This is a genomic window from Nostoc sp. DSM 114161, from assembly GCF_052692665.1.
Window position 1 is genome coordinate 2,894,318 of sequence record NZ_CP195141.1, and the last position, 23,481, is coordinate 2,917,798.

Below are 23,481 nucleotides of genomic sequence, written 5' to 3' on the forward strand. Positions count from 1 at the left end.
TTATCAGCCTCTATTTGCGCTTCATGGATATCCCAATTACAATTCATCCGACACCACCATTACCGCCAGAAACAATAGCAACTCCTCAAAAGTTACCTTTTTCATCTCAGGGGGCAGAGGTAATTTTAGGCAATATTATTCAAAGAGAACAATTAGTGATACCTGTAGCACCCAGCCCGACTACAATGTTTGGGCCTCGTGGTGCTTGTTTGTTCTCAAATGGCATATTGTGGGTGTCAGATACAGGACATCATAGATTATTGGGATGGCGGAATTTACCTACTAAAGATAGTCAAGCAGCTGATTGGGTAATTGGGCAACCTGACTTTTATCATGAAGGACAAAATGCTAAAGGTACAATTGGAAGAACTACTTTAAACGTACCAACTGGAATTTGTAGTTGTGTCGAAGGTTTAGCTGTAGCAGATGCTTGGAATCATCGAGTTTTGATTTGGAAAAATTTACCAGAACATAGTAATGTACCGGCAGATTTAGTATTAGGGCAAGTTAATTTTATCGATAACGAACCAAATAGAGGAACTCAACAAGCATCTGCCAATACAATGCACTGGCCTTACGGTGTTTTCTATCATCAAGGACGCCTATTTGTTGCTGATACAGGAAATCGCAGAGTATTAATTTGGCATCAGTTACCGACAGAAAACGGTCAACCTGCCGATATAGTTTTGGGACAGCCAGATATGATATCTCGCAATGAAAACGGCGGTGGTTCTCCAACCGCAGCGAGTATGCGTTGGTGTCACGATATTAATTTTTGGGGAGAAAATTTAGTTGCCAGCGATGCCGGCAATAATCGCGTTATGATTTGGCAAGGAATACCGACAGAAAATAATACTCCTTGTGCAGTGGTTTTAGGGCAGAAAAACTTTAATTCAGTGGAAATGAATCAAGGGGTTTATTATCCTAGTGCTAGTAGCTTGAGTATGCCTTATGGTGTGGGTGTGGCAGGGGAGTGGTTAGTAGTTGCGGATACTGCAAATTCTCGGTTGTTAGGATGGAGAAAGCCAGAGTCAATTCTATCACTGCAAGATACAACGGCAGATGCCATTGCCGGACAAAATAATTTTCAAAGTAAAAGTGAAAATCGTGATTTTGGATTGCCAAAACGAGATAGTTTAAATTGGTGTTACGGCATAAAATTTTGTGGCAAAACGGCAGTAATAGCTGATTCTGGAAATAATCGAATTTTGCTGTGGCAGTTTAATTATGGTGGCTGAAGAAATTAGAGTTCGCGGTACTGTTCAAGGAGTAGGATTTCGTCCTACTGTATATCGTATTGCTAAAGTTTGCGGTTTGAGTGGAGATGTTTGTAATGATGGCGGAGGTGTTTTAATTCGCGTATCTGGTAGCGAAGAAGCAATAACAGAATTTGTTACTAAATTACAAAGAGAATGCCCACCGTTGGCAAAAATTACTGAATTAATCAGAACTCCTTACAAAGGCGAATTTAACTTTGATAATTTTGTGATTTCTACTAGCGTCAATAGTGCAATTAAAACAGAAATTGCCCCTGATGCAGCGACTTGTCCGCAATGTCAAAAAGAAATTTTCGACCCTTTTAGCCGCTTTTACCGTTACCCTTTTACTAACTGTACTCATTGCGGCCCTCGGTTGAGTATTATTCGTGCCATTCCTTATGACAGATGCAATACCAGTATGTCTGCGTTTGTCATGTGTTCCGAATGTGCAAAGGAATACCACGATGTCGAAAATCGCCGTTTTCACGCCCAACCTGTAGCTTGTCATGCTTGCGGTGCTTCAGCTTGGTTAGAACGTGCTGATGGGAAAGCGGTTACTGCTTCTATGTTTTCGATGTTAGATGATGTTGATGCGGTTTGTACGCTATTGCAAAGAGGTGAAATTGTTGCAATTAAAGGTTTAGGTGGTTTTCATTTAGCTTGCGATGCAACTCAAGAAATTGCTGTAGAAAAATTGCGATATCGCAAAAGACGCTATCATAAACCCTTTGCTTTAATGGCACGTGATATTGAAGTAATTGAACGGTATTGTAATGTAAATAGTAAGGAGAAAGAATTATTAACAAGTCCTGCTGCATCGATTGTTTTATTGCAGAAAAGGGGACTGGGAATAGAAACTGAGAATAAATCTTCTGTGAATTTTAAGATTGCGGTTTCGGTTGCACCGGGGCAAAATAGTCTTGGTTTTATGCTACCTTATACGCCATTACATCATTTAATTTTGCGGCGAATGAATCGTCCAATTGTTTTAACTAGTGGGAATATTAGCGATGAACCACAATGTATTGATAATGATGAAGCTAGGGAAAAATTAGGGGCAATAGCTGATTATTTTATCCTTCATAATCGCGACATTATTAATCGAGTAGATGATTCGGTGGTGCAGGTTGTTGGCGAGAAAGTTCAAACAATTCGGCGTGCTAGAGGATACGCACCAGCAGCGATTAGTTTACCGCCAGGATTTGAGAATGTACCGTCGATTTTAGCAATGGGAAGTGAGTTAAAAAATACCTTTTGTTTGTTACGAGGAAAAGAAGCAATTCTTTCGCAACATCTGGGAGACTTAGAAAATGGTGGGGTTTTTCATAGTTATCAAGAAACTTTAAATTTATACTTAAATTTATTTGAACACGAACCAGAAATAATTGCAATTGATAAACATCCTGAATATCTTTCAAGCAAAATTGGTAAAGAATTTGCAGATAGAAATAAACTTAAAATTAACCAAATTCAACATCATCACGCGCACATTGCTGCTTGTATGGCGGAAAATAATATTCCTCTAGATTCGCCTCCAGTATTAGGTATTGCTTTAGATGGTTTGGGTTATGGGGAAGATGGTAATCTGTGGGGTGGAGAATTTCTTTTAGCTGATTACCGAAAATTTCAGCGCCTAGCAACATTTAAACCAGTAGCGATGATTGGCGGCGAACAAGCAATATATCAGCCTTGGCGTAATACTTATGCCCAATTAATAGTTGCTAATCTTTGGGATGATTGTCAAGAAAAATATGCTGATTTAGAAATAGTTCAATTTCTAAATAATAAGCCAATCAAGCTACTTAAGCAACTGATTGATAAAAGAATTAACTCTCTTCCAGCTTCTTCGGTGGGGAGGTTATTCGATGCGGTGGCGGCGGCTATCGGTATTTATAGAGATGAATGTAGCTATGAAGGACAAGCAGCGATCGCAATGGAAGCTTTAGTCAATGTTAACAGCTTAAATAATGATAAAGAAATGCTAATATATCCTTTTGAATTTAGCTTTTTAGATAGTATTTATTGTATAGACCCGCGTCCAATGTGGCAAGCTTTACTCCATGACTTGCAGCAACAAATTCCTAAAGCAGTTATAGCTGGTAAATTTCACAAAGGTTTAGCTAATACAATTTTGGAAATGACTAAGCTTCTTTGTCAAGAGAATGTAATTCATCATGTTGTTTTAACAGGAGGAGTATTTCAAAATTGTGTATTGTTAGAGCTAGTTAGGAAATCATTAGAAACGTTGGGAATAAAAGTATTGACTCACAGCTTAGTTCCAGCTAATGATGGCGGGTTATCTTTGGGGCAAGCAGTTATTACAGCTGCACAATTAAGAAGATAAACTTAATTCACGCAAAGGCTGAAAGAAGATAAAAATGTGTTTAGGAATTCCCGGTCAAATTATTGAAATTACCAACGTTAATCATAAGTTAGCTATTGTTAATGTTGGTGGTGTTAAGCGCGAAGTCAATATTGCTTGCATTGTTGATGAGGAACATCCGCCTGAAGCTTGTATTGGAGATTGGGTATTAGTGCATGTTGGCTTTGCAATGAATCGAATTAATGAGGAAGAAGCAGCAGAAACATTAAAGTTATTGGAAGAGTTAGCAGCAGCGCAGGTGGAGATTAGTAATTGAGGAGAAGAATTTTTCTCACGCAGAGGCGCGGAGGCGCAGAGAGGAAAGAGAGAATTTTGACAATAAGTCTAATAATCTTTTACCTTCTTTGTATTTCGTTTCAAAAAACTATGGTTCTATTCCTATGAAATATGTTGATGAATTCCGCGAAAGAGAAAAGGCTGAAGCGTTACGTCGAGAAATTGGGAAATTGTGCGAGGAATTAGAAAAACCTCTGAAAATTATGGAAGTATGCGGTGGGCATACTCACTCTATATTTAAATATGGTCTTGAAGAAATTTTACCCGATCGCATTGAATTAATTCACGGGCCTGGTTGTCCAGTATGCGTTATGCCAAAGGGGAGATTAGATGATGCGATCGCTATCTCTCAAAATCCTAACGTCATCTTCACCACATTTGGCGACGCCATGCGAGTTCCTGGTTCTAAAACAAGTTTACTTCAAGCCAGGGCACAAGGCGCAGACATCCGTATGGTGTACTCTCCCTTAGATAGCTTGCAAATTGCCAAAGATAACCCCGACAAAGAAGTAGTTTTCTTCGCCTTAGGCTTTGAAACCACAGCCCCCAGTACCGCCTTCACCATTTTGCAAGCCGCAGCTGAAGGAATTCCTAACTTCAGTATGTTTTGCAATCACGTTCTTGTAATTCCCGCCCTCCAAGCATTATTAGATAATCCCGATTTACAACTCGATGGATTTGTTGGGCCTGGTCATGTCAGCATGGTAATTGGTACTGACCCTTATGAATTTATTTCCCAACAATATTATAAACCAATTGTTGTTTCAGGATTTGAACCTATAGATATTCTCCAATCAATTTGGATGCTGTTGCAACAGCTAGTAGAAAATCGTTGCCAAGTTGAAAACCAATATAATCGAATTGTCCAAAAAGCCGGGAATAAAGTATCACTAGAAGCCATCAATAAAGTGTTTGCTGTACGAGATACTTTCGAGTGGCGTGGCTTGGGCGATATTCCTTATTCAGGATTAAAGATTCAACCTGAATATGCTAAATTTGATGCCGAACTTAAATTTACCATTCCTAACCTGAAAGTAGCCGACCATAAAGCATGTAAATGTGGAGAAATTCTCAAAGGAGTATTAAAACCTTGGGAATGTAAAGTATTTGGTACAGCTTGTACACCCGAAACACCAATTGGCACTTGTATGGTATCTTCTGAAGGTGCTTGTGCAGCTTATTACAAATATGGACGACTCTCCACGATGGCTAAAAAAGTAATAGCTGAAAAACCAAAAGTAACCATAACCCAAGAACCTCTTCCCGCCTGTGGTTTCTCATTAGAATAGTCCCAAAATACCATTCGAGAGTAACTGAAATGCCATTTATTACAGTCCAAATTGCCAAAGGACACTCCATCGAAAAAAAGCGCCAACTAGTGAAAGCCATCACTGATGCCCTTGTCGCCACCTTAAACTCCAAACCAGAATCGATAACCATTCACATCGATGAATTTGAACGTGAAAATTGGGCAGTCGGAGGTCAACTACATTCCGACAAACATAGTGGTAGACACGAAGAAAAAGGCAGATAAAACTCCTCAATATTCTCTCTGCACCTCTGCGTCTCTGCGTGATATTCTCCTAAAAAAACACCTACAATAATGCACTTCCGTCACCATAAAATACAAGACACTCACATAACCCTTGCACATGGTAGCGGTGGTAAAGCCATGCGCGATTTAATTGACGACATCTTTGTTAATAACTTTAATAACCCCATTCTCTCCCAATTAGAAGACCAAGCAACCTTCAACTTAACCCCACTTTTACAACAAGGAGACAGACTCGCTTTCACCACAGATTCATATACTGTAGATCCTTTATTTTTTCCCGGTAGCGATATCGGAGAATTAGCCATCAACGGCACAATTAATGATTTAGCTGTCAGCGGCGCTAAACCCTTATATCTAACTTGTAGCGTTATTTTAGAAGAAGGATTACCAGTAGAAACATTGCGACGCGTTGCAACCAGTATGAAAGCAGCCGCAACAAAAGCTGGCGTTCAAATTGTCACCGGCGACACAAAAGTTGTACATCGCGGTGCTGCCGATAAACTATTTATTAATACTGCTGGTATTGGTATCATTTCGCAAGGAATCAATATTTCTGCCCACAATATTCAACCTGGGGATGCTGTAATTATTAATGGTGAATTAGGAAATCATGGGGCAGCAATTTTAATTGCCCGTGGAGAATTAGCTTTAGAAACTAATATTGAAAGTGACTGTCAGGCGTTGCATGATTTAGTACAAACTATCCTCAATATTTGTCCCCAAGTTCATGCAATGCGCGATGTGACACGTGGAGGTTTAGCAACAGTTTTAAATGAATTTGCTGTTACTTCCCATGTGGGAATTCGTCTCGACGAAGAATTTATTCCAGTGCGTGAAGAGGTGAAAGGCTTTTGCGAAATTTTGGGTTTAGATCCGTTTTATTTAGCTAACGAAGGTAAGTTAGTTGTAGTAGCTAAAAGAAAATATGCCGAATCTATCTTATCAGCGATGAAATCTCATCCCGCAGGAAAAGATGCTTGTATTATTGGGGAAGTAATAACTTCACCTCCAGGTATTGTGTTGTTAAAAACAATTTTTGGTGCTGAACGTATTGTTGATATGTTAGTAGGCGACCAATTGCCAAGAATTTGTTAGTATTTAAGATACTTTTTATATGCATGAATTAGGAATTACCCAAAATATCGTAGCAATTGTAGCCGAACACGCCAACGGTGCAAAAGTACAACGAGTTTCCTTAGAAATTGGCAAACTTTCAGCTATTATGCCCGATGCTATTCGGTTTTGTTTTGATATTTGCACTCAAGGTACAGTTTTAGAAGGGGCGACGTTAGAAATTTTAGAAATTCCTGGTATAGCGCGATGTCAGCAATGCGGTGCAGAGATTTATCTAGATAAACCATTTGGTATCTGTAATTGCGGTAGCGTGGAATTACATTTAATATCTGGTGAAGAACTCAAAATTAAAGAAATCGAAATAGAGGAATTATGTGTGTAACCTGCGGTTGTTCTGATGATGGCGAAACCAAAATTACAAATTTAGAAGTAAGTGAAGATGAACATACCCACACTCATACTTTAGCTGATGGCACTGTAATTACTCACTCCCACAGCCACGATACTCACACAGAAGCATCTCAAGTTCATGCCAAAATACATGGCACAACTATATCATTAGAACAGGATATATTAGCCAAAAATAATTTAATTGCAGCCCAAAATCGCGGATGGTTTAAAGGTCGCAATATTCTAGCTTTAAATTTAATGAGTTCTCCTGGTGCAGGGAAAACAACTCTTTTAACTCGCACTATCAATGATTTAAAGCATCAGGTACTTATTAGCGTCATTGAAGGCGACCAAGAAACTACTAATGACGCTAAAAAAATTCAAGAAACAGGTTGTAAAGTCATCCAAATTAACACCGGAACAGGCTGTCATTTAGACGCATCGATGATAGACAGGGGTTTACAACAATTAAATCCGCCATTGAATTCAGTTGTGATGATTGAAAATGTGGGAAATTTGGTTTGTCCAGCGTTATTTGATTTAGGAGAATTTTCTAAAGTAGTAATTCTCTCTGTCACGGAAGGTGAAGATAAACCGATAAAATACCCCCACATGTTCCGTGCTAGTGACATCATGGTTTTGACTAAAATTGATTTGCTACCTTACGTGCAATTTGATGTGCAAAAGTGCATAGAATATGCGAAGCAAGTTAATCCTAAAATTCAGATTTTTGAGGTTTCTGCAAATACTGGGATAGGATTAGATAGTTGGTATAAATGGCTAACTGAAAAGATAACAAATATGTCAGCAGTAATTACGGCGTGAATGTGATGATACGCGCTTTTGGTGAAATTACAAAAATAGCCGCCACCCCTTTTTCATTAGCAATTCACTCACAAATTCGCTGTAATTCTTCAACTGTATTCATCGTTTTTATAGCCTGCTGAATCTCTTTTAATCGCTGTAAATCTGCAATTTGGTAAATCATTGGCATTAAATCTAAGCCAGTATTCCCAAATTTAATTTCCAGTGCTAATTCAATACCGAAATATAATTCCTCTCGTCGTCCGCGTTCTTCTCCACGCGCTTCTCCTTCACGTAAAATTTCTTGATACCAAGGTGACTCACGCAACATAGTCATATCCCACCTCATAATTTCCTGAAGAAAGTAGACGCACAAAGAAATTTGATAACTTGAAAAAGCCGAAATATCAAAGTAAATAATTATTTTAAAATGACAAAAACCTGCACTCCAAGAGTACAGGTGTGAGACAATATGATGTTTATTGACCTAAAGCCAATCTCGATAAGCAGAGATTTCATTGACGCCAATTTCAAAGGGCGTTCCTTTACCAAATGGTGGATAAATGCGAATTTTGGCGTTAGTAGAAAATCTCTCTAAGCGATTACCTAACTGGGGAATATTGCTGACAATATGCCAGTAAGATACTAAGTCGGGGCAATCAATAATTAATGTGAGAATGTTGGCATTTGTTGTCAGATACCACTGACAATTAGATAACAGTACTCGCGTAATGCGATCGCAGGCTAAAAAAAAGCATCTGCCTGTAGACTGTTCTAACTCCATCTGCAACATTCCATCCTCTCTTGTCACCTCAGTTGGAGGTAAATCATCGGGAGGTAGCAGGTGTAATTTAGAAGACATAATTTCGCACCTCTTGGTTGTAGCGCGTCAAACTCTCTAGGTTTTTTTGCAGATCTAAAGATGAGGGTTTGAGTGCTAGCGTACCTAAGTTTAATTCGTCCTGAAATTTCTTGATTTTGTCTCGACAAGTCTCCACATCACCGATAATTGAGTTCTCAATCAAATAATCTTCATCGAAACAAATATTTGTGCGATCGAATGGTTTGTGGCCGGGATTCGCACTATTTTGCATTACTTCGGCCGAATTAGCTTTCATTTTTTGGCTGAATTTGCGAATGAAAGGTAACGCTTCACTCACTGCCTCATCGTTAGTTTTGCCAACGTAAAAGAAGCGTGCCAGCACAAAGTTTTCTGTACCACTAGCATTTAACTCTTGATATTTGGTAATGGTACTCTTCAATCTCTGTAGAGAGAACGGCGGGCCACCCATCAAACTAAAGGAATGTTTGGCGGCAAACTCGATACCATCATCACCACCAGTAGCAACATAGACGGGAATTTTTTGTTGCAATGGTTTGGGGTAAATTGTTAGGCGATCGCATTGATAATATTGCCCGTTAAATGATACGTTAGTTTCATATAAAAGCTTCTCAATCAATGCCATCGCCTCTAACATTTTGCCACGCGATTCGCTCATTGGCGTTGCAAAATGCTTGTTTTGTAGAGGGAAAGGCCCTCCTTTAGCAACTCCAAATAATAATCGTCCATTGCACAAATTATCCAAAGTGGCGATGTCTTCTGCTACCCGAATCGGGTTATAAAATGGCAATAACACCGCCGCAGTGCCTAATTTAATAGTTGAAGTCAATCCTGCCAAGTGTGCCATTAACACTAACATGGATGGGCTAAGATTGGATTCACTAAAGTGATGTTCGCTCACCCAGGCTTCTTCAAAATCTAAGCTTTCTGCCTGTTTTATCAGCGTTACTTGCTCAAAAATGGCGCGACGAGCATCTTGGTGATGATTTTCGTAATTGCAGAAAATTCCAGTTTTCATTACTTGCGTTGATACTTTTTACCCACCGTGTGTGCTGGCTATTTAGTAGTGTGTCAAGACAACTTTGGTAGATTTAAAATCCCTGTTCTTCTCAAAGCGCCAATCTTTCATTGACAAACTACTAAGTAGCAACCCACTGCAACTCCAACCATAGGCGTGGATTATTTTCTTTGAGTTTCGACATTGGGTCGCGTAATAATCGCTTGGCATTTATGCAAACTACTTGCACTAGACCCATATTGTCTGCTACTTCTCGCAGTATTTCTTTTTGAGCTTGCACGTAAGGGATCATTTCATCAGAGCAATAAATTCCTATATATTGCAAGCGTCTTGCAGGTCGTCCCCAAAAACAGGTAATGACTTTCACATAACACCCGTCTAGTAATTCCCCAGCTTTGGGATAGTAGTGGTTGACGACTCTTGTGAATTCTTTAGCTAAGATGTCTTCAGCAATCATTTCAACTGATATTTCTGTAGCGTCGGTCACTCTAATTTAATATAACATAATCTTGTCAATTAAATATGACAATTTACTTTATTTAACTGAAATAAAATATTAAAGATGACAATTTGCTTCTCTAGTAATAAAGTCATTTTCGCTATACATTCCCTAGTAATAATCCAATTACAATCTTGTGCCAGATTTCAAAAAAGGCAAAGTAAACAATATCAGTTTCAAAGATTAAATTTTTGTACGGGGCAATTTTAAATTTGGCTATTTGATATACAAAAAAAGGTATACCCGATGTGGTACACCTCATTTTGATTCTGATTCTTGAATTCTGAATTCTGATTATTAATTTTTAATTCTTTTGATTGAGAAGTAATGCTTCAAAACCTTACATCTAAGCGGGCGATAGCTCATGAAGCTTACCTGCTTTGTTGGTTGAAGCCCCACCCGCAAGCGGCCTGATTTTTCTCCTCTGCTCCCCTGCTCCGGTTGTTGAGCGTAGTCGAAACACTGCTCCCCTGCCTTTTCACCGGGCATTGCGTTCGCAAACTAAAACTTCAGCAACAATATCCGGCAGATTTGCTAAGTCTGTAAATCCTTCAGAGCCATCAATCGGTGAGATAAATGTATAGTTTGGATCGCAAACTCCGTTGTCATACACTTGAATAAACCAGCGATCGGGAAATCCTTCTACGCCTAGTTCTACAATGTACCAACTCTCGCCAATTAACCGAGAGTTAAAGATTGTAAACCACTCTCTATTTTCTTCTGAAATGTTCCAATCTGCCATGAGTAGCTCTAAAGCTATTTGTCCGGCATCAGTTGAAGTCAATAGCATTTTTACTCCTTATTAGCAACTTCAGAATTGGGAACTTCAGGATATAAACCCAGTTGTTTTGCTAGTTCGCGGGCTACAAAAAATAAAAATTTCGCACCATCTTGGTTGCCTTCATGGGCGAACATAGTTGCTACTTGTAACATTGTTTCTACTAAACCAGAATCAATTAATTCTGGTTGAGCTTCTAAAACTTCTGGTTCCTGACCGTTAGGGCATTTTAGCAGTTCATCAATTAGGTTAAAATACAAGTGCTGGCGTTGTTCTGTCATGATGAGTTTCTGGATTTTAAGGAACAAATTTGAAGCGTATCCAGAGAGTTTAAAATCTCTAAATAAGTCTAATAATGCCTAGCTTACTGTTCAATACTTTGCTGCCACAGCCTTTCTAACATTTCAACTTGTTCTTTTAAAACAGCAGCACGATAAACGAGATATCTGTCGTAAAAGATAATACCTACCCCAACACAAATCGGGGTTAACAAGAAGAACCATTGTAGGATTGTGCCAAGTTTATATTGCTCAGTAAAAATTAGCATTTTATTAACCAGATTTGGCTCAGAGGTTTGTATATTAGTCTGAGGTAATGGTATATTTTCTGTCTGGGGAGTTGCAGCGATCGCCACACCAGCTTTGCTAACTTCACAGGCGAAATTCTGTGATTCTAATAACTCAATATGTCGCTCCCAAATAATGCCAAATACTACTAGCTCTGGAGAAAGCACCGCTAAGGTAACTACGCAAACTGTAAGAACATTTAAAAATTTGGCTTTCATCTTGTCTCCCTTGCCAGGTAGTATGCACCTAGTAAGAAAATATCTTTTGCTGTTTACTTAAAGTAGCTATCTATATATTTCTACTTTTTAAACAGTTCTGATGCTAAAATATGTGTAGAAGGTAATTTTATAATTATTAATTGTCAGTTTTTTCTCTAATTAACGCTGACCATTAACATTGACAAAATACCAAACTTTTCACAACTAATAGGAATCTTTACTTAGGAATAACGCCCTTCTATCTTAGAATGTGGTTTCATCCTATCAAAAGAGAGATTAAGAAGTCCCCCCTAGTTCGCTAAGCTTTCGCTTAGGAATGTTGGGGGGTAGAGGGGAATCTCTGCGTAAATCCTATACGATTTATATCAGCCACCTCTCCAGAAAACAGTTTACCCCAGCCCCGTTAAGATTATTAAATTCATTAAAGTAGTACTCAACGCCTGTAATTATTGCCTGATAAGTATTTTAAAAATTCATTGGGGTATAGGTGCTAGTGTTTTTTAGATGGGGTTCTAGTATTTTCGAGGTGGGGTTCTGGTGTGGGGAGTACTCAACCTCAAAGCAATCTAGACAAGGATTGAAGGCTATTTTTATGAAGTTTTAGCAGGACAAAATCTGTACTCAAAACTAAATATCAATGTCTTTTGATAAGGATAGACTCAATAAATAGAAAAGACAATTAAATTTTCGCAGATTAATTCATATTTTCATCACAAATTGAATGATGGCGACTAACATCTTGGTTATTCTTGGAAAACATCTCGGAAAAGTTCTTCTAAAACTTATATATTTTGTGTTTTAGTTAAAATACATAGGATGTGCAATCATTTGCGCTTAACTACAAAACCAATACACAAAAGCTTATTGTTATAAATAGATACTTTGGACTAAGATTTAGGATTTTAGGGGTTGAATAATGCGGATTGCTAAAGACGTAACAGAACTTATCGGACGAACTCCTTTAGTTGAGTTGAACAAAATTCCTCAAGCCGAGGGAGTAGTAGCAAGGATAGTTGTCAAACTCGAAGGGATGAACCCAGCGGCTTCGGTAAAAGACCGTATTGGCTTAAATATGGTACTCGCCGCAGAAGCAGACGGTTTAATTCAGCCTGGAAAAACCGTTTTAGTAGAGCCTACCTCAGGTAATACAGGAATTGCTTTAGCAATGGTAGCAGCAGCGCGGGGCTACAAGTTAATTTTGACGATGCCGGAAACTATGAGCAGCGAACGCCGGGCTATGCTCAGAGCTTATGGCGCATCCTTAGAGTTGACACCGGGTACTGAAGGAATGCGGGGAGCAATTCGTAAAGCTGAAGAAATTGTCGCTAAGACTCCCGATGCTTATATGCTGCAACAATTCCGCAACCCTGCCAATCCCAAAATTCACCGCGAAACCACTGCCGAAGAAATTTGGGCTGATACAGATGGACAAGTGGATATTGTAATTGCGGGAGTAGGTACTGGTGGGACAATTACTGGTATTGCAGAGGTAATTAAAAGCCGCAAGCCAACTTTTCAAGCGATCGCAGTTGAACCCAGCAACAGCCCAGTCCTCTCAGGCGGTGAAGCCGGGCCCCATAGAATTCAAGGCATTGGCGCCGGATTTGTCCCAGATGTTCTGCGCTTAGAATTGGTTGATGAAGTAATTAGAGTCAGCGACGACCAAGCGATCGCTTATGGACGACGCCTAGCTAAAGAAGAAGGCTTATTGTCTGGAATCTCCTCCGGTGCTGCTTTGTGCGCCGCCATTCAAGTAGGTAAACGCAAAGAAAACGCCGATAAGTTAATCGTGATGATTCAACCTTCCTTCGGCGAACGCTACCTCAGCACCCCAATGTTTCAAGATTTGTCCTTAGAAACTGCTGAAGTCCGTTAAAAAAATACAGAGTAGGGGCACAGCAATGCTGTGCCCTTAATTCGTGGTTGAAAAATGCTCTAAAGAAACAACGTGTTAGGGATTACCAACAAATAAATTATCCAATATTGTGGGGTGGACATCCTGTCCGCCCAGTCCATAAGGCGGGCGAGACGCCCACCCCACAAGAAAAGTTGAAATCTGCAATTCCCTTAACTGTTGCAGGTCGATGCAATTCAATTGCAGAAGGTTGCTTTTAGATAACCTTAAAAATTATCTATCGTTACTAATGGCTACAGCTGCCTTGCTTTTGATGTTCTTCTCCATGATGCTTGCAGCCACCTTGTTCGTGATGATGGTCGTGATGACCGTGTTTGCCATTGTGGGCGCAACCTTGTAAATCCTGATTCATCAGACTTTCGCTCATTTCTCGGAAGGATTCATCCACAGGGTTTAAGCCAATCCAAGCATCAATCTTTTCAACATCAAATCCTACCTCACGCCGATCGCCTACTTGCAACAAAGGACGGCGAATCAATAACGGATCTCTCAACATTAGTATTAAAGCAGTGTCGGCATCAATTTTTTCCGGCACTATCTCACCAGATTTTACCCTTGGGGAGGAACGATTAAACCAGTCGGCAACGGGGCGATCGCCAAAAAATGAACGCAACCTCTCAACCGTCCAAGGTTCTGTTAGCAAATCGTATGCTACCACTTCATGACCAGCAGCTGTGAGCAATACTTTTTGCTTAGTACCACCTTTACAGCCTGGTTTACTATAAAAAATTACTCTTGCCATACAACTACCTCTTATAGCAATTCGCAATTAAATGGGTGAAGTTAAGACGCGATTCATCGCGTCTCTACAAGGAATTTTGGATTCTCGTTAAAAATTCCTTGCGTTATTGGTAACCGGGTCAAACTCAAATCTTTCTTTCGGATCGGTTTCACCGTAAATATTAAAAGTCACAGTAGGTTCATCACCTTGTGCTTCTACACAGTGAATTGCATCGGGAGTAAAGCTAATAATATCCCCTGGAAACAGAGTTAGTTCTCCCGTATATTCAATTTTGTCTTGAGATTCTGAACTCGGAGTGCGTTGCCAAAAAGTATTTTTTTCCTGACCTTTTAACACCGCCACTACTCCCCACGTTCCATGATTATGAATAGTTGATTTGGTTCCTGGTGCAAATGTTACTGTTTGCACCGTCAACGGAAAACCCAATTCATCATATAGGAGTAAAACAGAGGTTCCAGTTTTGGGAGAAGGTTCTAAATACTGACTCCGCACCCAGTAGGAATTGACGAGCAAGCGCCTAACGAGCATCCGAATTTCTGGCAAACAACTCGATTCATCTTCTACATTATTGAGAACATCTTCCACCTCAGTTAAAAACCGATAAACGCGGTAATTATCTCTCAATAAATCCCATGCTCTCACAGATTTACAGGCTTGATAGTGACCGTCTCCCGTTAATAGCCAATCCCTACCTTTCATAACTTTTAAAATCTCATTTGAGAAGATTGGATGATAATTATCGGAGAAACATTAGGAACGCTACCTACAAATGGTGTAGTAGGTATGTAGATCGGAGGAATAATAGAGTTATTATTACTCGCAGTTCCCAAAAGGGGATAAGAGGAAGATGAAGTAGATAACCAATTGTTCATGAATGTTCGCCTTGATTGAAAAAAAGGGCATTGGGCATTGGGCATTGGGCATTGGGCATTGGGCATTGGGCAAAATCGTTCGAGTAGGAAAAAAAATGCATGTGAAAGATAAAAGGGATGCATGTAGGCTTTATTTCCTTTCCCCTCATCTCCATGCCCTATGCCCCATGCCCTATTCCCCATAATTAATCGTCTTCTTCTGCTGGACGTGTCAAAATATCTAGGAGAATTCCGGCTCCGAAATCATGCTTTTCGTCTATCTCTTTGACTCTGGTGCTGATTTCTTTTGCTTCGTCTATTGCTCCTAACTTTGCTAGAACTAATCCAGAAGCAGCATAAGCATTCAAGTACAATCGAATTTGTGGGTCTTCTTTGCGATTGACTAATATAGGCTTAAGTTGCTCCCAGTCGTCAGGGAATTTTTCTAGTTCTTTAATTTTATCTAATAATTTCGTTGTTGTTTGCAGTGCAAGAGAATAATTATTTTTATAGTAAAAAAATCTATATGCTGCTACTAAAACATCTGTATTTCCACCAGTTTTCGCTAAAGCTTGTTGAATATATTTTTCAGATTCTGATGTATTTTCCCAATTTTTAGCAGCTAGAATTAATAGATTTTTGACATCATCAGGAACCTGAAACCAGGAGAATTTATTCGTATTGAGTTGCATATTGAATTATAGGGAGATGAGGAGGTGGAGAGGTGGGGAGATGGGGAGATGGGGAGATGAAAAGAACAATTCTTAATTTATAACTCCCTACTCCCCACTCACTTTTAAAATAGTGTGAGAATGTACACCAAAGTAAAAAGAACAATCCAAATAATGTCTACGAAGTGCCAGTAAATTTCTGCCATTTCAATGAAGGTGTGATTTTTGGCAGTATATAAACCGGGAATACGCGATCGCCACAACACAGCTAAGATTAACAACAGTCCCACAAACACGTGCAAACCGTGAAAGCCTGTCATTAAATAAAAGCAGTTGGCGAAGACATTGGTAGTCATGCCGTAGCCTAAAGTTGCGTACTCATAAGCCTGACCAATCAAGAAAATTGCTCCCATGATGGCAGTAATTGTGTACCACAGTTGCATTCCCTTGACATTATTCTTCTTAATCGCCGTATCGCCAAAGTGAATGACGAAACTGCTAGACACCAGAATAATGGTGTTAATCGTCGGCACAAATAACTCAACTTCCGTTCCTTCCGGCGGCCAAACTGCCGTACTGCTGCGGAAAAACAAATAGGTGGCAAAAAATCCGCCGAACATCAGCGATTCAGAGACGAGGAATGTCAACAGCCCCCAAACTCTTAAATCTGGATGTTCTTCGTGATGTCCTGCACTTTCGTGTTCTGTTGTCGCTATAGTCATAGATTTGTTGGTAATAAAGGGACTGGGGACTGGAGGCTGGGGATTGGGGATTGGGCTAAAATCTTGCATGATTTTTAACTAGCCCACCCAAAAATAAATCAGGCGTTGCGAGTTCTAAAGCTGAAGTTCCGAGTTCTAAGCTTGGAGTTCAGAGTTCTAAACGAGAACTTTCTGGTTCTAAACGAGAACTTTCTGGTTCTAAACGAGAACTTTCCAGTTCTAAGGGATTACCAACAAATAAATTACTACTAGTTGTGGGGTGGACATCTTGTCCGCCCTTCCTTACAGGCGGGCGAGACGCCCACCCCACAAGATAAGTTGAATTTTTTTTGATTTGAAAATCCCTAAGCTTGAAGTTTCGAGTTATAAGCTTGGAGTTTTAAGTTCCAAGCTTAAAATTCCAAGTTCTCAAATGACTCTGCTACCTAAAGCGCCTACCTCAGCGCTTCTGTGCGTTTAAATTTCAACTCTCAATTCGCTACGAAAGCTTTACTAAACACTAGCTTCCGGTGTCGCTGCTGGCTCTACTTCATTACTATGATTATGACCGTAGTCATAAGGGCCATGAGTCACAACTGGCAATACTTCCCAGTTCTCAATCGCAGGTGGCGAACTAGTTGTCCATTCCAAAGTCAAACCATTCCAAGGATTATCGCCTGCTGGCTGTCCCTTAATCCAACTTTGAATAATGTTGATGGTGAAGGGAATTACTGATATCCCTAAAACAAAGGAACCAAAGGTACAAATTTGATTCAGGTCGATAAATTGGGGGTCATACATTGCAACTCTTCGCGGCATTCCTTGTAAACCCAATTCATGCATGGGTAGGAAGGTTAAATTTGTGCCGATTAAGGTGAGGAAAAAGTGAATGCGTCCCCAGGTTTCATTCAACATCCGTCCGGTCATTTTGGGGAACCAGTGATAAATACCGGCATAAATGCCAAACACGGAACCGCCAAACAGAACGTAGTGGAAGTGTGCAACTACATAATAAGTGTCGTGGACGTGAACATCAAAGGGGGCTGTTCCCATTGTCACGCCGCTTAAGCCGCCCATGACAAACATGGATAACAAGCCAATGGCAAAAAGCATCGCGCTGGTGAAGCGAATTTTACCACCCCAAAGGGTAGCAACCCAGCCGAAAATCTTCACGCCAGTGGGAACGGCAACAAGTAAGGTGGAGATGGTGAAAAACATCCGCATCCATCCGGGTGTACCGCTGGTAAACATGTGGTGTACCCAGACGAATAAACCGACGACACAGATGGCTACACTGGAATAAGCGATCGCTTTATAACCAAAAATCGGCTTGCGAGAATGAACTGGAATCACTTCGGACATAATACCGAAGATGGGCAGAATCATTAAATATACTGCCGGGTGGGAATAAAACCAGAATAAGTGTTGGTAAATGACAACGTTACCGCCTGCATCTGGTTTAAAGAAGGATGTGCCAAAGTTGAGGTCAAACAATAGCAGAATTAAACCTGCTGCTAATACAGGTGTGGACAGAAGCGCCAGAATGGAGGTTGCCAAGATTGCCCAGCAAAACAGGGGAACTTGATCCCATTTCATGCTGGGAACCTTCATCATCAAAATGGTGATGACAAAGTTCAGCGAACCCAAAATTGACGAAGTTCCCACCAAAACGATCGCCAATATCCACATTGTTTGAGCGATGGGTGCTGTCACCAAACTCAATGGTGGGTAAGCTGTCCAACCTGATTGCGAACCACCAAATAGGAAGCTACCTAATATAAGCGCACCTGCTGGTGGGTTTAACCAAAAGGCGATCGCGTTCAGCTTCGGAAAAGCCATATCCCTAGCACCAACCATCAAGGGTACTAAGAAGTTACCAAAACCCCCAATGGCACTGGGAACAATCCACAGGAAGATCATAATCGTCCCGTGATTGGTCATGAAAGCGTTATACAGATTCGGGTCTAGCCAATCTGCATCAGGCGTTGCTAATTCGACGCGGATGGCCATCGCCATCAGTCCGCCGATGAGATAGAACACAAACGCCGTTACCAGATATTGAATACCGATAACTTTGTGGTCAATATTAAATGTGAAATAGTCTTGCCACTTCCACGCCTTTTGATGAGAAGTGTGGGCGATCGCCAGAGTTTCTGGCTTCTTTTCTTCTGGTGGAGTGTTCGGTGGAAATTCTACCTGTGTCATATTTTTGTCCTTTGTCGTTTGTCATTTGTCATTTGTCCTTTGTTATTTGTCGGTTGTCATTTGTCTTTTGTCGGTTGTCATTTGTCCGTTGTCATTTACTAATGACCAATGACCAATGACCAATGACTAATGACCAATGACCAATGACTAATGACCAATGACCAATGACTTCAGAGTTGCAGCACTAATCCCCATATCGTGGACGTGAGGTGCAAGAAACTCTGATGTTGATAACTCAGCAGGGTTAACTGCAACAATTTGTGAGTTTTGCTTTTGAGCAACTTGGTTTTCTGTCAACCAGGTTTGATATTCTTCTGGTGTGTGGACAATTACCTGTGTCCGCATAGATCCGTGGTAACCACCGCACAATTCAGCACAAACTACGGGATATGTGCCTGGTTTGGTAGCGACAAATCGTAGTTGGGTGGGGATACCGGGAAGTGCATCTTGTTTCAGCCGGAAGTTTGGCACCCAAAATGAATGAATTACATCGCTTGCTGAAAGGTTGAGTTGCACATCAGCACCAACGGGAATGTGCAATTCTCCGGAAGTAATGCCAGTTTCTGGATAGTTAAATATCCAAGCGTACTGAATGCCTTTGACATCGACAACTAAGTCAGCTGGTTTGCCTTCGGTACTAGGAGAGGCACCAAAACCGATTTTCGGCGCTGTTGTTGCTTCGGAGGTGTCATTGAGAGTAGCTGCAATTGCACTCCCACTCGCATGATTAACGTGAGCTACCGAATGGGGATGATCCACTGCTTCAAAGCCTCCCATACGGTTAAAAACATCTACGCTGTAGATGCCTAAACACAAGACAATAATTGTGGGAATTGCTGTCCAAAAAACTTCTAAAGGCAAGTTGCCTTCTACTGGTAAGCCATCGGTGTCATCTCCCCGACGCCGACGATACTTAACCAAAAAAATCACAATTGTTCCTTCTACTACTAAGAACAGAGCGATCGCAATTGTAAACATCACATTGAAAAAACCGTCTACCAAAGGCGCTTGTTGCGATGCTTGTACCGGTAGTAGAGTGTGGTTGTGACCAATCCAAATACTAATTGCTGTGACTACTATCCCAGCAACCAGAGTCCATAGTGAAACAGGAACTTGTTGCATACATACTACCTGCTCTGTAAAGCGTCTTTTAACGTGCGATTTTCTGGGTATTGAGCATTAGGCAAACAGGGCATTGGTGATTAATTCTTATCCCTCACTCCCTTATCTTCCCCATCCCCTCATCTCCTCATTTCCCCATTCCCTTTCACAGGGCAGTGTTTTTTGTTTTCACTTATTAACTTTCTAACGTGCAGCAATAAAAAATGGGGGAAACTTCCAGATTTTTTTCATATCTTTCCCCCAGAAAATTTTCAATTATATTTCAACTCCTATGACAAAGGAAGCTCAAGGCTTCCACAAAAGATAGTTGTTCCAGAGGACACTGTTTGTTTTAAAATCATTCGGGATATACTAACAGCAAGTTTAAATTTGTCAATAATTAACATATTACGATTTACGCATTTGTCTACTGCGAACTTTTTACTAGTTCCAGTAAATATTAAGTACAACACTACAAAGACAAAGCATAAAATAAAAGCCTTTTGCCTTTTAACTTCCGTGCAGCGGTACTAGCATTCCCCTCTAGTTACCTTGCTTAAGGCATTTGCCTTTTCTACAAACAGTGCCTCCTTGGACGAACAACAATATTGGCTAACTCCAAAAAGCTTAATTGTTTAATGCAACATGGGTGTAGCAGTTCTTGGGACAAATCCGGGAACAAGCTTCACAACCGATACAGTTTTCTGGAGAGCTAACTGTCATTACTTTACGTTCAATTTCTTCATCATCTTCATCTTCTACGAATTCACCTTCTTCATTGAGTGCCTTCAAACCTAGTACATTGTATCCGCATACTTTAATACATCTGCCACAGCCGATACATTTGTCTTTGTCAATTTCTTGAGCAAATTTAGGTGTCCAAGCTTTACCGCCAAATGTCAAACCTGTTAGTTGTGCCATGAATTATTCCTCGGCAATTTTGCCTTGTAATCTATTCCTACTTTAACCATTATATTATCCTAATATTTGCTTTTTCTGTTATTCAATAATGATTTTCTTTCATCAACATTTGATGACTTTAAATCTAAAAATGTATTATTTTTAGTTCAAGGTTTATAGATGAAATTAATTGCCAATAATTCTGATGTAAATTCTACCGATTAAATGTTTGTTAGACTGCAACGGCAATAACTGTGATTTTAAAAATATATATATCTGTCTATAAAAATGATGATATTCTTTTGCAAATATTTTGATATTTTGGACAGTAAATATCTAGAAACAGTATTAACAGATACTAAATTAAATGTTTATTAGTTACATTTAGATATCTGCAATATGTATTTTTGAAAGCAACATTTTGCATTTGTTGTTTCATCTAAATATTTAAATAAATGCTGACAAAATAAAGATTATTATTTTTCCTTGTTGAATCATAGGAAACAGAGCCTATCATAAAGAAACTGTAAACTTTATAGCAGAATATTATGAAGCATTAAATATTAAAATTATTAATAAATAAGTGAAAAGGTAATCATCCGAGATTTAAATGCTGACTAAAAATACTTTGGTTAAGGTTTTACGGTTAAAGATAAAATGTTCGTTTAGTACATATTTTCATAAATGTTAAGTTTTTTTCTAAGCTCATTACGAACAACTTAATTATTTTATTTATGAAATGTATAGTTAATAAAGAAGTAATCTTAGGCTCGGCTTGAAAGCCTTACACAGCTTTCAATTGGATGCAAAGTCAAATACGGATGTGGGGAATTTCGTGTGGTGAGAAAAGATTATTCTCGCCATAAAGATAATTGGTAGCGATTGATTAAACAAGAGGGTAAAAGGTTAAAGGGAAAAGGGAAAAGGAATCAACTCTTCTCTTACGAGACGCTAGCGCGAACGCACACAAGAGGCAAGGTTTTTACCTTTTCCCCTTTCCCCTTCCCCCTTACCCTTCTTGATAAACAGGACTCATCCAGGGGAGACCTGAGACAGACATCTCAACGATTAGAGTGGGAACAGAGCCATTATGCCTTACACGATTCCTAACAACAGTTGCGTTGGATGTGACAACTGCCGCCCCCAATGTCCTACGGGTGCAATCAAACTAGAGGACGATGAATATTGGATCGATCCTTATCTTTGTAACAATTGTGAGGGTTATTATCCGAAGCCGCAATGCGTAATTGCTTGTCCAACTAATTCTCCGATTCCTTGGCAGGCGAAAAAGGGGAGATGCAAAGTTGAGCCGAGAAATACTACCAGCTTAGACTTGTTTTCTAACGGAAAGAATAATCCATTTGCTTCGGCGATCGCCATTTGGGAAGCTTGCAATGTATTGGCGCAGCGCACATCCTTAAATTGGGAAACTGACGAAGAAGGTTACTTGTGTTATAAGAGACAAGTCAACCAAGGCAAAGGAGCGATCGCTTTTCACATCCAAGATCCCTTTAAGGTAAATGACAAAGCTAGAGATTTAGCCGCAATTGAGGGATTGGATATTAGAGCCGCTTGCATACATCTAATTTTTGCGGCTTATGCCACAGCTTTAGATCGGCCTTGGGAACAAGAATTTGCGATCGATGAACGCCAAATCGAAAAATATTTGGGGATGGAGAAACGCAAAGATTTAAACAAAGCTGCCAAGCTAGCCTTAATGAAAAATCTTGTCCAGCAAGCTTGCTCGTTGATTATCTCCATCGACTGGCCTCAACAAGGCCGAGTTAACGGATTCTCTGTTACACAAACCCGTTTATGGCACTTAGTGGACATCGAGCACCACTTTCAAGAAGACGCTCTCGGATGCAAATATCTGATTGGGCTAACTTTTAAAGTCAAAGCCGGTATTTGGGCAGAATATTTCTTAAACAAACAAGCATGTAAAGAGCGAATCGCATTCTATCAATATGGCAGCCTTCCTAAAACCCTGCTAACCACAGTTATGAGCATTTGGCAGCAACATGAAGGAGCAGTGCGACTCATGTTGTGGTTGTTGTTCAAAACCAAAATGGGCAAAGAACAACGCATCACCGTTCCCACTTTGCTGCGTATTGCTTACGGTGAAGAAAAAGTCGGCGTTGCATCCAGACAACGCGAAGAACGCAAACGCTTGCTACGAACTTTTGAAAGCGATTTGGAAATTCTCAATCATTACGGAATGAAACCAATCTTCGATCCAGTTACCTACCCACCAGAAATTCAACCTTTGTGGGCGAAGTTAATGGATATCCCCGAAGATCCAGACGAAGCATTAGAATTTTGGACAAATGATGGCGGTGCAGAAACTCGCCTCACAGACACAGGCCCTCGTGGTAAGTGGAATCTGCTGATGAATGCGCGGATTTTAGCTTTTGAACTACCACCAGAATGGGAACAACAAATCTCAGAATCCCAGAAAAAGCAGCGGCGAACTGTTAAAAATAAAAGAAAGCCTACAGCCACAGGCGATTTGTTAGGCGAACAGATTTTGGAAGCGCGAAAAAATTTGAACCTCTCGCAAAGAGAATTAGCCAAGCTTGCAGGTAAAAGCCAAAGCTGGATTCGAGATATCGAAAATGGTCGTTTAAAAGCCAAATTAGAAGACCAAGCACTGTTACGAAAAGTCTTGAATATGGCTTAAGAAGAATTCAGAATGAGCAATCAAAACCCTTGTAGAGATGTAAAACTTTACGTC

Annotated in this window: 25 protein-coding genes; 10 read left to right on the forward strand and 15 right to left on the reverse strand. The window is 40.0% G+C overall.

The genetic code is table 11. The annotated features are described in order from the left end of the window. The first annotated feature begins 23 nt into the window (after window positions 1-23). The 8 genes from NSTC745_RS12740 (at window position 24) to hypB (ending at window position 7,762) form a co-directional block, all read left to right on the forward strand. Window positions 24-1,238, forward strand: a complete 1,215-nt coding sequence (locus NSTC745_RS12740) for a hypothetical protein (protein WP_445637460.1) — start codon at window positions 24-26, stop codon at window positions 1,236-1,238. After that, complete coding sequence (gene hypF / locus NSTC745_RS12745; RefSeq protein ID WP_445637461.1) at window positions 1,228-3,603, forward strand: carbamoyltransferase HypF; 2,376 nt, start codon at window positions 1,228-1,230, stop codon at window positions 3,601-3,603. The genes NSTC745_RS12740 and hypF overlap by 11 nt, the downstream gene beginning before the upstream one ends. Window positions 3,604-3,637: 34 nt before the next feature. Next, window positions 3,638-3,898, forward strand: coding sequence for a HypC/HybG/HupF family hydrogenase formation chaperone (locus tag NSTC745_RS12750; protein WP_445637462.1), 261 nt, complete (start codon window positions 3,638-3,640; stop codon window positions 3,896-3,898). Window positions 3,899-4,022: 124 nt separating this feature from the next. Then, complete coding sequence (hypD, locus tag NSTC745_RS12755; protein WP_445637463.1) at window positions 4,023-5,207, forward strand: hydrogenase formation protein HypD; 1,185 nt, start codon at window positions 4,023-4,025, stop codon at window positions 5,205-5,207. Further along, on the forward strand, window positions 5,204-5,452 hold the full coding sequence (locus tag NSTC745_RS12760; RefSeq protein ID WP_445638590.1) for a tautomerase family protein: 249 nt from the start codon (window positions 5,204-5,206) through the stop codon (window positions 5,450-5,452). Before hypD ends, NSTC745_RS12760 begins: the two co-directional genes overlap by 4 nt. A 69-nt stretch (window positions 5,453-5,521) precedes the next feature. After that, window positions 5,522-6,568: a hydrogenase expression/formation protein HypE gene (gene hypE / locus NSTC745_RS12765; RefSeq protein WP_445637464.1), complete on the forward strand. Its 1,047-nt coding sequence runs from the start codon at window positions 5,522-5,524 to the stop codon at window positions 6,566-6,568. Window positions 6,569-6,587: 19 nt separating this feature from the next. Next, window positions 6,588-6,929 carry a hydrogenase maturation nickel metallochaperone HypA gene (gene hypA, locus NSTC745_RS12770; RefSeq protein WP_445637465.1) on the forward strand — a complete coding sequence of 114 codons (342 nt, stop codon included), beginning with the start codon at window positions 6,588-6,590 and terminating at the stop codon, window positions 6,927-6,929. Further along, window positions 6,920-7,762, forward strand: coding sequence for a hydrogenase nickel incorporation protein HypB (hypB, locus tag NSTC745_RS12775; protein ID WP_445637466.1), 843 nt, complete (start codon window positions 6,920-6,922; stop codon window positions 7,760-7,762). Before hypA ends, hypB begins: the two co-directional genes overlap by 10 nt. Before the next feature lie 64 nt (window positions 7,763-7,826). Here hypB and NSTC745_RS12780 read toward each other — a convergent pair whose 3' ends face one another. The 7 genes from NSTC745_RS12780 to NSTC745_RS12810 all read right to left on the reverse strand — a co-directional run bounded on the left by NSTC745_RS12780 (window position 7,827) and on the right by NSTC745_RS12810 (window position 11,661). Beyond that, window positions 7,827-8,078: a hypothetical protein gene (locus NSTC745_RS12780; RefSeq protein ID WP_445637467.1), complete on the reverse strand. Its 252-nt coding sequence runs from the start codon at window positions 8,076-8,078 to the stop codon at window positions 7,827-7,829. Between the two features lie 150 nt (window positions 8,079-8,228). Next, window positions 8,229-8,603 (reverse strand): hypothetical protein, encoded by a 375-nt coding sequence (locus tag NSTC745_RS12785; RefSeq protein WP_445637468.1) that lies wholly within the window; start codon window positions 8,601-8,603, stop codon window positions 8,229-8,231. Beyond that, window positions 8,593-9,600 (reverse strand): LLM class flavin-dependent oxidoreductase, encoded by a 1,008-nt coding sequence (locus NSTC745_RS12790; RefSeq protein WP_445637469.1) that lies wholly within the window; start codon window positions 9,598-9,600, stop codon window positions 8,593-8,595. The genes NSTC745_RS12785 and NSTC745_RS12790 overlap by 11 nt, the downstream gene beginning before the upstream one ends. A gap of 121 nt (window positions 9,601-9,721) precedes the next feature. Continuing rightward, the gene (locus NSTC745_RS12795) at window positions 9,722-10,057 is read right to left on the reverse strand and encodes a hypothetical protein (RefSeq protein ID WP_445638591.1); all 336 of its coding nucleotides are present in this window, start codon (window positions 10,055-10,057) and stop codon (window positions 9,722-9,724) included. 520 nt (window positions 10,058-10,577) lie between these two features. Beyond that, window positions 10,578-10,889 carry a hypothetical protein gene (locus NSTC745_RS12800; RefSeq protein WP_445637470.1) on the reverse strand — a complete coding sequence of 104 codons (312 nt, stop codon included), beginning with the start codon at window positions 10,887-10,889 and terminating at the stop codon, window positions 10,578-10,580. 2 nt (window positions 10,890-10,891) lie between these two features. Next, on the reverse strand, window positions 10,892-11,158 hold the full coding sequence (locus NSTC745_RS12805; RefSeq protein ID WP_445637471.1) for a hypothetical protein: 267 nt from the start codon (window positions 11,156-11,158) through the stop codon (window positions 10,892-10,894). A gap of 83 nt (window positions 11,159-11,241) precedes the next feature. Then, on the reverse strand, window positions 11,242-11,661 hold the full coding sequence (locus tag NSTC745_RS12810; RefSeq protein ID WP_445637472.1) for a hypothetical protein: 420 nt from the start codon (window positions 11,659-11,661) through the stop codon (window positions 11,242-11,244). 916 nt (window positions 11,662-12,577) lie between these two features. Here NSTC745_RS12810 and cysK point away from each other — a divergent pair. Next, window positions 12,578-13,537 carry a cysteine synthase A gene (cysK, locus tag NSTC745_RS12815; RefSeq protein WP_445637473.1) on the forward strand — a complete coding sequence of 320 codons (960 nt, stop codon included), beginning with the start codon at window positions 12,578-12,580 and terminating at the stop codon, window positions 13,535-13,537. Between the two features lie 265 nt (window positions 13,538-13,802). Here the strand turns inward: cysK and NSTC745_RS12820 are convergent, their stop codons facing one another. The 8 genes from NSTC745_RS12820 to fdxB form a co-directional block, all read right to left on the reverse strand. Beyond that, window positions 13,803-14,318 carry an ArsC/Spx/MgsR family protein gene (locus tag NSTC745_RS12820; protein WP_445637474.1) on the reverse strand — a complete coding sequence of 172 codons (516 nt, stop codon included), beginning with the start codon at window positions 14,316-14,318 and terminating at the stop codon, window positions 13,803-13,805. A gap of 87 nt (window positions 14,319-14,405) precedes the next feature. Beyond that, window positions 14,406-15,017, reverse strand: coding sequence for a cysteine dioxygenase family protein (locus NSTC745_RS12825; protein ID WP_445637475.1), 612 nt, complete (start codon window positions 15,015-15,017; stop codon window positions 14,406-14,408). 358 nt (window positions 15,018-15,375) lie between these two features. Next, window positions 15,376-15,861: a hypothetical protein gene (locus tag NSTC745_RS12830; RefSeq protein ID WP_445637476.1), complete on the reverse strand. Its 486-nt coding sequence runs from the start codon at window positions 15,859-15,861 to the stop codon at window positions 15,376-15,378. Window positions 15,862-15,965: 104 nt separating this feature from the next. After that, window positions 15,966-16,562 carry a cytochrome c oxidase subunit 3 gene (locus tag NSTC745_RS12835; protein WP_445637477.1) on the reverse strand — a complete coding sequence of 199 codons (597 nt, stop codon included), beginning with the start codon at window positions 16,560-16,562 and terminating at the stop codon, window positions 15,966-15,968. A 148-nt stretch (window positions 16,563-16,710) separates the two neighbouring features. Further along, a complete protein-coding gene (locus NSTC745_RS12840) occupies window positions 16,711-16,872 on the reverse strand; it encodes a hypothetical protein (protein ID WP_445637478.1) in 162 nt (53 codons plus the stop codon). A 182-nt stretch (window positions 16,873-17,054) separates the two neighbouring features. Then, window positions 17,055-18,746, reverse strand: coding sequence for a cytochrome c oxidase subunit I (gene ctaD, locus NSTC745_RS12845; RefSeq protein WP_445637479.1), 1,692 nt, complete (start codon window positions 18,744-18,746; stop codon window positions 17,055-17,057). Between the two features lie 147 nt (window positions 18,747-18,893). Further along, on the reverse strand, window positions 18,894-19,868 hold the full coding sequence (locus NSTC745_RS12850) for a cytochrome c oxidase subunit II (protein WP_445637480.1): 975 nt from the start codon (window positions 19,866-19,868) through the stop codon (window positions 18,894-18,896). 606 nt (window positions 19,869-20,474) lie between these two features. Beyond that, on the reverse strand, window positions 20,475-20,768 hold the full coding sequence (gene fdxB, locus NSTC745_RS12855; RefSeq protein WP_445637481.1) for a ferredoxin III, nif-specific: 294 nt from the start codon (window positions 20,766-20,768) through the stop codon (window positions 20,475-20,477). A 1,069-nt stretch (window positions 20,769-21,837) separates the two neighbouring features. On the opposite strand from fdxB, the gene NSTC745_RS12860 reads away from it, so the two are divergent. Then, window positions 21,838-23,427, forward strand: coding sequence for a helix-turn-helix domain-containing protein (locus tag NSTC745_RS12860; RefSeq protein WP_445637482.1), 1,590 nt, complete (start codon window positions 21,838-21,840; stop codon window positions 23,425-23,427). Window positions 23,428-23,481: the final 54 nt, after the last annotated feature.

Excerpts from the sequence above, each read along its gene's own strand:
- NSTC745_RS12850 (WP_445637480.1), bottom strand. The coding sequence starts at position 19,868 with ATGCAACAAGTTCCTGTTTCACTATGGACTCTGGTTGCTGGGATAGTA.
- cysK (WP_445637473.1), top strand. The coding sequence starts at position 12,578 with ATGCGGATTGCTAAAGACGTAACAGAACTTATCGGACGAACTCCTTTA.
- NSTC745_RS12860 (WP_445637482.1), top strand. The coding sequence starts at position 21,838 with ATGCCTTACACGATTCCTAACAACAGTTGCGTTGGATGTGACAACTGC.
- hypF (WP_445637461.1), top strand. The coding sequence starts at position 1,228 with ATGGTGGCTGAAGAAATTAGAGTTCGCGGTACTGTTCAAGGAGTAGGA.
- NSTC745_RS12820 (WP_445637474.1), bottom strand. The coding sequence starts at position 14,318 with ATGGCAAGAGTAATTTTTTATAGTAAACCAGGCTGTAAAGGTGGTACT.
- NSTC745_RS12795 (WP_445638591.1), bottom strand. The coding sequence starts at position 10,057 with ATGATTGCTGAAGACATCTTAGCTAAAGAATTCACAAGAGTCGTCAAC.
- NSTC745_RS12805 (WP_445637471.1), bottom strand. The coding sequence starts at position 11,158 with ATGACAGAACAACGCCAGCACTTGTATTTTAACCTAATTGATGAACTG.
- NSTC745_RS12830 (WP_445637476.1), bottom strand. The coding sequence starts at position 15,861 with ATGCAACTCAATACGAATAAATTCTCCTGGTTTCAGGTTCCTGATGAT.
- NSTC745_RS12835 (WP_445637477.1), bottom strand. The coding sequence starts at position 16,562 with ATGACTATAGCGACAACAGAACACGAAAGTGCAGGACATCACGAAGAA.
- hypB (WP_445637466.1), top strand. The coding sequence starts at position 6,920 with ATGTGTGTAACCTGCGGTTGTTCTGATGATGGCGAAACCAAAATTACA.
- NSTC745_RS12740 (WP_445637460.1), top strand. The coding sequence starts at position 24 with ATGGATATCCCAATTACAATTCATCCGACACCACCATTACCGCCAGAA.
- fdxB (WP_445637481.1), bottom strand. The coding sequence starts at position 20,768 with ATGGCACAACTAACAGGTTTGACATTTGGCGGTAAAGCTTGGACACCT.
- NSTC745_RS12825 (WP_445637475.1), bottom strand. The coding sequence starts at position 15,017 with ATGAAAGGTAGGGATTGGCTATTAACGGGAGACGGTCACTATCAAGCC.
- NSTC745_RS12780 (WP_445637467.1), bottom strand. The coding sequence starts at position 8,078 with ATGACTATGTTGCGTGAGTCACCTTGGTATCAAGAAATTTTACGTGAA.
- NSTC745_RS12785 (WP_445637468.1), bottom strand. The coding sequence starts at position 8,603 with ATGTCTTCTAAATTACACCTGCTACCTCCCGATGATTTACCTCCAACT.
- NSTC745_RS12800 (WP_445637470.1), bottom strand. The coding sequence starts at position 10,889 with ATGCTATTGACTTCAACTGATGCCGGACAAATAGCTTTAGAGCTACTC.
- ctaD (WP_445637479.1), bottom strand. The coding sequence starts at position 18,746 with ATGACACAGGTAGAATTTCCACCGAACACTCCACCAGAAGAAAAGAAG.
- hypD (WP_445637463.1), top strand. The coding sequence starts at position 4,023 with ATGAAATATGTTGATGAATTCCGCGAAAGAGAAAAGGCTGAAGCGTTA.
- NSTC745_RS12790 (WP_445637469.1), bottom strand. The coding sequence starts at position 9,600 with ATGAAAACTGGAATTTTCTGCAATTACGAAAATCATCACCAAGATGCT.
- hypE (WP_445637464.1), top strand. The coding sequence starts at position 5,522 with ATGCACTTCCGTCACCATAAAATACAAGACACTCACATAACCCTTGCA.
- NSTC745_RS12810 (WP_445637472.1), bottom strand. The coding sequence starts at position 11,661 with ATGAAAGCCAAATTTTTAAATGTTCTTACAGTTTGCGTAGTTACCTTA.
- NSTC745_RS12750 (WP_445637462.1), top strand. The coding sequence starts at position 3,638 with ATGTGTTTAGGAATTCCCGGTCAAATTATTGAAATTACCAACGTTAAT.
- hypA (WP_445637465.1), top strand. The coding sequence starts at position 6,588 with ATGCATGAATTAGGAATTACCCAAAATATCGTAGCAATTGTAGCCGAA.